General features: G+C 46.1%; 6 protein-coding genes. 1 reads left to right on the forward strand and 5 read right to left on the reverse strand.

The window, feature by feature from the left end:
- Nucleotides 1-333 precede the first annotated feature (333 nt).
- The 5 genes from QUA38_RS24790 to cysC form a co-directional block, all read right to left on the reverse strand.
- On the reverse strand, nucleotides 334-1,971 hold the full coding sequence (locus QUA38_RS24790; RefSeq protein WP_333166618.1) for an acetolactate synthase large subunit: 1,638 nt from the start codon (nucleotides 1,969-1,971) through the stop codon (nucleotides 334-336).
- A 144-nt stretch (nucleotides 1,972-2,115) separates the two neighbouring features.
- The gene (locus QUA38_RS24795; RefSeq protein WP_333166620.1) at nucleotides 2,116-3,483 is read right to left on the reverse strand and encodes an NAD-dependent succinate-semialdehyde dehydrogenase; all 1,368 of its coding nucleotides are present in this window, start codon (nucleotides 3,481-3,483) and stop codon (nucleotides 2,116-2,118) included.
- Nucleotides 3,484-3,905: 422 nt separating this feature from the next.
- Nucleotides 3,906-6,230, reverse strand: coding sequence for a polysaccharide biosynthesis tyrosine autokinase (locus QUA38_RS24800; RefSeq protein WP_333166623.1), 2,325 nt, complete (start codon nucleotides 6,228-6,230; stop codon nucleotides 3,906-3,908).
- A gap of 144 nt (nucleotides 6,231-6,374) precedes the next feature.
- Nucleotides 6,375-7,970 (reverse strand): SLBB domain-containing protein, encoded by a 1,596-nt coding sequence (locus QUA38_RS24805; RefSeq protein WP_333166625.1) that lies wholly within the window; start codon nucleotides 7,968-7,970, stop codon nucleotides 6,375-6,377.
- A gap of 37 nt (nucleotides 7,971-8,007) precedes the next feature.
- Nucleotides 8,008-8,532: an adenylyl-sulfate kinase gene (gene cysC, locus QUA38_RS24810; protein WP_199292456.1), complete on the reverse strand. Its 525-nt coding sequence runs from the start codon at nucleotides 8,530-8,532 to the stop codon at nucleotides 8,008-8,010.
- A 306-nt stretch (nucleotides 8,533-8,838) separates the two neighbouring features.
- On the opposite strand from cysC, the gene QUA38_RS24815 reads away from it, so the two are divergent.
- Nucleotides 8,839-9,630, forward strand: a 792-nt coding sequence (locus QUA38_RS24815) for an FAD-dependent oxidoreductase (RefSeq protein ID WP_333166627.1), incomplete at its 3' end; no start/stop codon positions are given.

Genomic DNA, 9,630 nt, shown 5'->3' on the forward strand with positions numbered 1-9,630 from the left:
AATAAATGCTCAAATCCTTGCTCTATCTACAGTTGAAAATTTGGCTCTCATTTTTAATTTCCCAGAGTGACAAAAGAAAGTTAAAAAGGCTAAAGGTCGGTTCCAAAAATCACCAAAAGTCGTAACTTAACCTTGAAAACTCTTTCTAAATTTACTAAAATTTCACTCCGCTAACCTGGAGTCAATTTATGCTTAGTCTAAACTCCAATCTAGATGAAGTATTCAAACTAACTCCGACACCAAAAATTAATGTTCTTGTGGGGCGGGTACTGCGGCCCGCCACAACTGAATTTATCCTGCTTTAGCCGGACAGGATCTTACCCATTGCTTAACTTACAAATTGCAACTCATATCCCCCGATAATTGACTGAAACGCGCATTTTCCCGATAGTCTACCGGACAGTCAATAACGCAAGGAACATCTTGAGCAAGGGCTTCTTTCAGAATCGGAATTAAATCTGTTGCAGATTCCACTCGATAGCCTTTTAAACCCATACTTTCCGCAAATTTCACAAAATCCGGGTTGCCAAATTTGACGAAATCTGAATGACCAAAATAATCTTGCTGCTTCCATTCAATTAACCCATAACCGCCGTCATTAAAGATCAGCGTCACAAAATTAGTACCTACTCGCAAAGCAGTTTCTAATTCTTGGCAGTTCATCATAAAACCGCCGTCGCCGGTGGCTGCTATTACTTTGCGCTCGGGATAAACGAGTTTTGCAGCCACCGCACCCGGAATCGCAATTCCCATCGCCGCGAATCCGTTAGAAATCAGACAGGTATTCGGGCGATCGCAATGATAGTGCCGCGCAATCCACATTTTGTGAGCTCCCACATCCGATATAAGAATATCTTCCGGGCCCAGAACTTGCCGCAAATCATAAATGAGTTTTTGTGGCTTGATCGGGAAACCGTCGTCGGCTGCATATTGTTCGTACCCAGCCCGAATATCCGCCCGCAATTGCTTAGCAAAAGGGTCTATTTTCTCCATGCGATCTGCACGCTGTAAAATTTCATTGAGGGAATCAGAAATATCTCCCACAACTTCTATAAGAGGAATATAACTGCTGTCAATTTCTGCTGGCAAAGATCCAATGTGAATAATCGGAATTTTTCCTTCGGGATTCCACTTCTTCGGGGAATATTCAATCAAATCGTAGCCAACAGCAATCACTAAATCGGTTTCTTCAAAAGCACAGCTAATATAATCCCGTTTTTGCAATCCCGTCGTCCACAGTGCCAAAGGATGAGTGTAAGGAATTACACCTTTGCCCATGAAAGTATTAGCTACGGGAATATTCAATCGAGTAGCAAATTGTGTCAAAGCATCGCTAGCGTTAGCACGGATCGCGCCGTTTCCTACTAAAAGCAGAGGACTTTTAGCCTTGGAAATTGCCACGGCAGCTTTATTCAAGCTTTGGTAAGCGCCAAAAGTTTTTTCGCGGTTGTCTTTGGTGAGCGGATTTCCTTCAGCAGGCATTGCTGCGATGTTTTCAGGTAAGTCAATGTGAACAGATCCCGGCTTTTCACTTTGAGCTACTTTAAAGGCTTTGCGGACAATTTCTGCCGTCGTGCTGGGGCGAACAATTTGAGCATTCCACTTAGTAACTGGCTCAAACATGGCAACCAAATCCAAATATTGGTGCGATTCTATGTGCATCCTGTCAGTGCCGACTTGTCCGGTGATTGCTATTAAAGGAGCGCCGTCTAAGTTGGCGTCAGCCACTCCTGTCATTAAGTTAGTTGCGCCTGGACCCAAAGTGGACAAGCAAACGCCGGCTTTGCCAGTGAGACGACCGTAAACGTCGGCCATGAAAGCCGCACCTTGTTCATGGCGAGTAGTAATAAATTTAATTGAAGAGTTTCTCAGGGCTTCTAGAATTTCTAAATTTTCTTCTCCGGGAAGTCCGAAGACGTATTCGACGCCTTCATTTTCTAAACATTTTACCAATAGTTGAGCTGTGTTCATTTCCGTTTCTCTCCTCGGTTAATGGTTTTTTTTTGTCTTTTTCAACCGATCGCAAAAATACTATATGGACATTTTTAACCGCAGGTAAACGCAGGTAAACGCAGACTTATGTAGATTTGTGCGATCGGTTGATAGAGTGGGAGCTTATTTCACCCACACTGTTTTAATGTTAACAAATTCATGAATTCCTTGGATGCTCAATTCGCGTCCGTAACCGGAGCGTTTGATGCCACCGAAGGGCAATCTCGGGTCGGATTTTACTAAACCGTTGATGAATACCGCGCCGGCCTCTAGTTCGGAAATAAAGCGATCGCTCTCTGAGTTTACTGTAGTCCAAGCTGACGCACCCAACCCAAAAGATGTGCTATTTGCTAGTTCGATGGCCTCATCGATGCCTGCAACTCGGAAGACTAAAGCTACAGGCCCGAAAAATTCTTCTTGACGGGCAGAGGCATTCGGCGGAATGTCTGCCAGAATAGTTGGCAAGTAGAAATTGCCGGTCTTCTCTGACAATGGGCGGCCACCTGTCAGAAGTTTTGCTCCCGATTGGATACAAGTTTGCACTTGATTGTCCAAGTCTTTGAGGATTGCGGGAGTAGCTAAAGGGCCGATATCGGTGTCTGGCAACATCGGATCGCCTACTTTTAATTGCTCGAATTTTTCGACAAATCCTGTTATAAATTCGTCGGCAATCTCTTCTGCTAAAATAAAGCGTTTGGCGGCGATGCAAGATTGACCGTTATTGAGCATCCGGGATGTCACAGCAGTTGATAAAGCTGCTGCTACATCGGCGCTGGACATCACAATAAATGGGTCGCTCCCTCCCAATTCCAGCACTACTTTTTTCAAATTTTTCCCCGCATTTGCTGCCAAACTTTCACCCGCTGGTTCGCTACCAGTGAGAGTTGCTGCTTTTATACGATCGTCCGCAACGATATCGGCTACTTTGTCGGCGCCGACTAACAAAGTTTGAAAAACTCCTTCGGGAAAGCCAGCAAGCGTAAAAATTTCTTCGATTTTCAAAGCGCACTGAGGCACATTGGAAGCGTGTTTGAGCAAGCCGACATTGCCCGCCATCAGTGCTGGCGCCGCAAACCGAAAAACTTGCCAAAATGGGAAATTCCAGGGCATGACGGCTAAAATAGGGCCCAGCGGTTGGTAGCGGACAAAGCTGCTGCTAGCGTCAGTGGTTGCCGATACATCTGCCATAAATTGAGCGGCATTTTTGGCGTAATAGCGGCAAACTAAGGCGCATTTTTCTACTTCGCCGATCGCAGATTTGAGCGTTTTACCCATTTCCAGGGTCATCATTTCAGCGTAAATTTCGCGATCGCGCTCCAAGATATCCGCAGCTTTCTGCATCCATAGGGATCTCTGCTCAAACGGCAGTTGGCGGTATTTTTTAAAAGCTTGCTGTGCTAATTCCAGCTTAGCTTCTATTACCTCATCCGCGATCTGCTCGAAAGTTTTCAGCGTCTCTCCCGTTGCCGGGTTGATAGTAGCAATAGCCATGGTTTTATCTCCTGTGTGAAAAACACAAAACTCCCTGGTAGTTTTCAGCCTAGGCAGGGAGTTGTATCAAGGTATTACAAAATAGGAATTTACCAGCCACGTTTTCTTTCAGGTCTTGCCAACTTGCAAGTGCCGCGATTTGTTTAAATTTCTCTACTTTTAATTATAGTTCACAGTCTCGATCGCAAATCTTAAGAAAATTTGTCTTTCTGAAATCACGCACAAATCTCAAGAACAGGCTTTCCGGCCTGTTCCACAAAAGTTAAATGTTCTTGTGGGGCGTCCCGCCCGCCCCTGAAACCTTTATTCACAATTAAGGGTGCAAGATGGATGAAATATCTTGTCTGGTGTCCCGCCCGCCTTGCATTCTCAAGAACAGACCTGACGGCCTGTTCCATTACACATTTCTCAAGTCCTCTCCCTCAAACAGACTTTTCCTGAACGTAATCTTGCACGTAAGACTGATAGTAATACCTGCTGCCCTTATCGTTATTCGCCACCATTCCCAACAGCGGAATCCCCGCCATTTTCAAATCTTCAAAAGCCAAGACCAGCGCCTCCCGCTCAGTTTGATGCAGGCCTACTACCAGCATCAATCCGTTAGTGTGAGCCGCCAACAAATTCGCATCCGCCAAACCTAAAAGCGGCGCAGTATCGTAAATAACTAAGTCAAAATGACTTGACAAAGCTGCCATTAAATGCTGCATCTTTCTCGAAGAAAGCACCTTTGTGGGATCGAGAGGAACCGGACCGGAAGTTAACACAAACAAATTTTCATCGCGGGGCGATCGCACAATCACCTGTTGCACATCCACATCCTCAGCAATCACATTGTGCAGGCCTTGCCAATTCGGTAAACCCAGCATTTCGTGTACCTGCGGGCGCCGTAAATCCCCATCCACCAACAGCACTTGCTGGCCCATTGCAGCAGCCGCCCGCGCCAGATTTACTGCGACAGTAGACTTGCCGTCACCTACTTGACAAGAAGTAATTACGCAAGAATTGATTGGAGTCTCAAGGTTGAGTAAGCGAATATTCGCATTGAGCGATCGAAAAGCTTCTTGAAAAGCATCCGTCGGCATCGGCGAAATTGCCACATCCACCGGGCTTGTCTCAGCAGGAGGAAGTCTCAAAATTTTATCGCTAGCAGGAATTACCCCCAATAAAGGCAGGCGAATCGAATGTTTGACATCCTCTGGAGTTTGGAACACCGTTTTATTGTTAAACCGTTCCGCCAACTGCGCCGCCAGCATACCAAACAGCAAACCAGCCAATCCCCCTAAAGCTAAATTCAAAGGCATTATCGGAGCAACAGCCATCAACTCGCCATTTTTGTTACGCGGAATTTCCGGCTTAGCAATAACTTCCCAAGCCACCTCTTTTTTACCCACAGATTCAAGCTGCAGAGCTTGCTGTTTTGCCACCAAACCATTCAGCGTATTGTTAGTTAAATCCAACTCGCGCTGCAAATCCGAATAGCGCCGCAAAATCACCGGTAATCCTTGAGAGTATTGATTCAACTGCTTAGCAGCTTGTTCCAAAACTTGATTCCGCACGCCCAGCACCTGAATTAAATTAGCAGTACCAATAAACTGCTCAATTAACTTAATTCGCACCGGATCTTGAAAAGCCAGCACTTGCGAATTTACCTTAGCCAAATCAGTTCCCAGAACCTGTTGGGCTTCTTTCTTCAACAAAGGAATTAAGTTTTTTCGCTGTTCTCGCAACAATTGCATTTGCGGAGTTTCGTCTGTAAACGTAGCCGAGTTAATCGCAATTTGCCCTTCTAATTGCTGCAATTGAGTCAGCATCGCTTGATAGCGGGGAGCTTGACTCAGAGCCGAGGCCATCAGCGCTTGCTTCTGGTTCAGTCCGAGCTGATTTTGCAGATTGGAATAGAGCAATCTCTGCTGATTGAGCTGCGTTTGCGCGTCCAATCTTTGCGTTTGAAGTTGGCTGATTTGCTGCGCCAGTTGTTGGGTTTGAATTTGCGGGTCGATGAAATTGTACTGCTGCCGCAACTTTTGAATTTCTGTTTGCAGAGCTTGTTGGCGCTTTTGCTGGTTGGGAATTTGCGATTTCACAAAATCCAAAGTCTGACTAATTTGAGTTGTGGTATCTTGCACGCTGTAGTTGCGGTAGCCGAGCGCAACTTTTTCCAAAACAAACTGAATTTTTTTCGGGTCATAATCCCGATATCTAACTTCGATAATCTTGGTATTTTTGAACCGATTAATTGACAGCCGGGTTTCCTGAGAAAACGGCAAGTTATCGGCTTTTTGGTTCAAAAGGTAGTTGTAATTTATTTCGGGATACTTAGCCTGCAACTGTTTAATAATCGGCGACATTACTTGCGGGCTTTGCAAAACTTGAATTTGGGATTCGTAGTCAAAACCGCCCTTTTCTTCGGTCGCCGGGGCCGCTGGTTGCAGTTTCAGCTCACCGGAGTATATTTTTGCTAAAGTATTTTGGCTTACTGCAGGTTCTACTAATAATTGAAAGCGCCCCTCGTACTCGCTTTTTTGATTGAGCGTCCAGGCGAAAACTCCGGTGGTTACTGCCGCTGCTACACCAATGACTAAGATGGAGCGACTGCGGCAAACTTCCCAAAAACTTAACTCTTCTGCCTCGGTTTTCTCTCTGCCTAAAAATTGATCTTCTTCATAAAGCCCGGAAGACGTTTTTGGCAGATCAGCAATTTTTTTATGATTAAACTGTGCTATTTGAGATTGTTTCCCTGGTTTCATTTGATTTCTACAACTTATTAGTTTAAACGTCTGTACCGCTGGCGCAGTTTCAGGAACCCGGCTGATTCCTATATTTTTCATTACCAAACCGCAATTTTTTTTCAGAAATCGAGTTTCTGAGGTCTTAATGCTCGTCTATTCAAATCACCGAAAAATATCGAATAACCGAAATATTCCTAACAGCGGGCTGAGAGGAGCGAGAGTCCCACCTACATTATCCGAGAACGTAGCGCGGCCCGATCGCCTTACCATAATTACATCATTATTTTGCAGTTTGGGATTAGATTCTTCATTAGCTGTTGCAGAAAAATTAACCTTAACAGTTAGCTGGGAAACTGTGCCGTTAGGATTGAGGCGAATTAAATCCACCGAATCCATTTGAGCGCGCGCTTTATTAAAACCTCCCGCTGCTACCAGCGCTTGATTTAAAGTAGTGTTGGGCAGTACCGCAATCGCTCCCGGTTTCACGACTTCTCCCACAATGTTCACCTTAATCGTATCAGGTGAAAAATTAGAATTAGCAACTTGTTCATCTTGGGTTGCCTCGATATTTTCGGCTTTGGGAACGATTACCGTATCTCCCTGTTGCAGCGCTAAATCTTGGGATACATCTCCCCCTTCCAAAAGTTGCCACAAATTCACATTAATAATTTGCTCTGTACCCGCTCGTGTCAGGCGGCGAACTTGTATTTGTCTGATATCAGCTACCGGCGTAATGCCGCCGGCCATTTTAATTGCCCTCGTTACAGTTTGCTGTAAAACAGTTTCCCCGCTGTTTGTTTCGCTGGCAGCAAACAAACCAGAATTTTCACCCATTTCATTCTCTTGTACCCTAATTTGAGCCTCTTTTGCCAAAGTATAAGTACCGGGGCGAGTTACTTCGCCCACCACAGCAATATTAATTGGTTGAGTGCTTTGTCCGGTAATGTTAGCTACGGCTAAAGTCGGTGCTTCTTGGCGGTTGAGGCTAGTTACAGTGGGAATGAATATAGTATCGCCGTCGCGCAAAGTCATATCGGCTCGCAAATCGCCGTTTTGCAATAATTCCCACAAATCCACACTAATAATTTGTTCCGGTGCGTTGCGCTGGGGGCGGCGGATTTTGATTTGCCGCACGTCTGCTGACTGCGTAATTCCGCCGGCCATTCGCAGAGCCCGCGATATCGTTGGCATTTGAGTTCCCATTTGCTCTGCTGTGCCTCCGGGGCCTGCTGCTGAGGATATTGTATAGGCTCCGGGGCGGTTAATTTCGCCCGCGATCGCAATTTGCAAAGGACGCGGTGCCAGCAGTTTGAGGGTAATCCAAGGACGTTTGAGGTATTTTCCGTATCGGTCTTTAACAGCATTAGAAGCTTGTTCTAAGGTCATCCCGTACACCGAAACGCTGCCAATTAACGGCAAACTCAGGGAACCGTCGGCCTGTACTTGGTGTTGACCGTTGGGCCCGCTGTATTCCGGGACGTTGAAGATGTCCATTTGAATACGGTCGCCCGCTCCCAAAGTATAAACTTCCGAGCGTACACTTGAAGGTGCACTTGCCGGAATCGCCGGAAATCCCTGAACAGGAGGCATGGGTACGGGAACAGCAGAACCAGGAGGAGGGGGAGGAGAGAAAGCAGGAGGAGGAGGCAAAAACTGAGCCATCCCCGGAGATGAACCTGCAGCCAGCGCTGACACTGTTAAAAATTTGACCGTAAAACCTTTGACAGTATTGAATTTTGAATAGTTTTTGCTCACCATCGCCTTTTGCCCCTATCCGCTTCCTACCCCGCCACCATCAAATGTAACCCAACTCTTCTAACTTGCTGAGAACTTTTTTTACACTCTCTTCCACACTTTCTCGCTCTGTGTAACAAATAATCTCAGGATTGAGCGGTTCTTCATAAGGATCGTCAATTCCCGTAAAACCCTTAATTTCTCCTGCTCTGGCCTTAGCGTATAGTCCCTTGACATCGCGACCTTCGCACACTTCTAACGGCGCTGTGATATATACTTCAACAAAATTGGGCTCCATTGCTCTAATTTCGTCGCGAATTGCTCTGTAGGGGCTAATAGCTGCGGTCATTACGGCTACTCCATTGCGGCTCAGCAGGTGAGCGACAAATCCAATCCGCCGAATATTAGTATCTCGGTCTTCTTGGCTAAATCCCAAACCTTTTGACAAGTTGGTGCGAACGACATCTCCATCCAATATTTCAACTTTGCAACCTCTTGCCTTCAATTCGGGTTCGAGAGCTTTGGTGATAGTTGTCTTGCCGGAACCGCTCAGTCCGGTGAACCACAAAATAAAACCTTTTTCCATTTTCAGCCGTTAATTAGTAACTCGGAAATTATTAAGACGTAAAACTTTATAGATGCTGTTCCCTTTTTTCTATTATCGTTATTCGCGGTGTCATATTCGCAATATTTGCGCGCACACAATGAGAAATCAAAAGTTGCGATCACTCATGCAGTCATTTAGTAAAAAAAGTGTGCGCTCGTTGTATAATTGCCGATTTATTATTTGTCAAGTCTTTACACAGTAAAATTCACTTCGCGATCGCCAACGCCGAACATCTATCCGTAGCGCCCCAATCGCCTTAATCTAAAATCTAAAATGGTATTGCCCATGTCTTCGGTCTTAAAAGCAGATGTTTTGGTAGTCGGTGGCGGCACTGGTGGCACCGCTGCAGCCGTGCAAGCAGCCCGCCGGGGTGCCAAAACTATTTTAGTAAGCGAATTCCCCTGGCTGGGAGGAATGCTGACTGCCGCAGGCGTTTCTGCCCCCGATGGCAATGAATTAGCAGCTTTTCAAACCGGTTTGTGGGGCGCATTTTTGCGAGAACTCCAGCAGCGACAGCCGGGAGGTTTGGATTGGGGCTGGGTCAGTTTTTTTACTTACGATCCCCGCATCGGTGCGGAAATTTTCGCTGATTGGGTTAAATGTTTGCCGAACTTGCGCTGGATTTCTGGAAAAAAAGCTCACGATGTGCTGTATGAAGGAGATCGCATTTCGGGCGTTCAGTTTGCAGATTTTACGGTTTCGGCCAAAATCACTTTAGATGCAACGGAATTGGGAGATTTGCTGGCTTTAGCGGAGGTTGGGCACCGCTGGGGTTGGGAATTCCAAGCCGAGTGGGGAGAACCCAGCGCGCCGGCTGCCTCTAATGCTCTCACAGAGAGCTATTCGGTGCAAGCTCCGACTTGGGTGGCAATCATGCAAGATTTTGGTAAAGGTGAGGCCGGGCCAGAAATTCCCGCGGCGCCAGTTGAAAATCCCGATCGATTTCTCGGTGCTTGGGACAGTTACACTCCCGAACAATTTCTCAATTACGGCAGGCTTGCGGGCGGATTGTTGATGATTAATTGGCCGATTCGAGGTAATGATTATGGTGAAGGGGTCGATCGACTCATTAAATCT

Source organism: Microcoleus sp. Pol12B4, assembly GCF_036701385.1.
In the GTDB taxonomy this organism is placed as follows: Bacteria; Cyanobacteriota; Cyanobacteriia; order Cyanobacteriales; family Microcoleaceae; genus Microcoleus.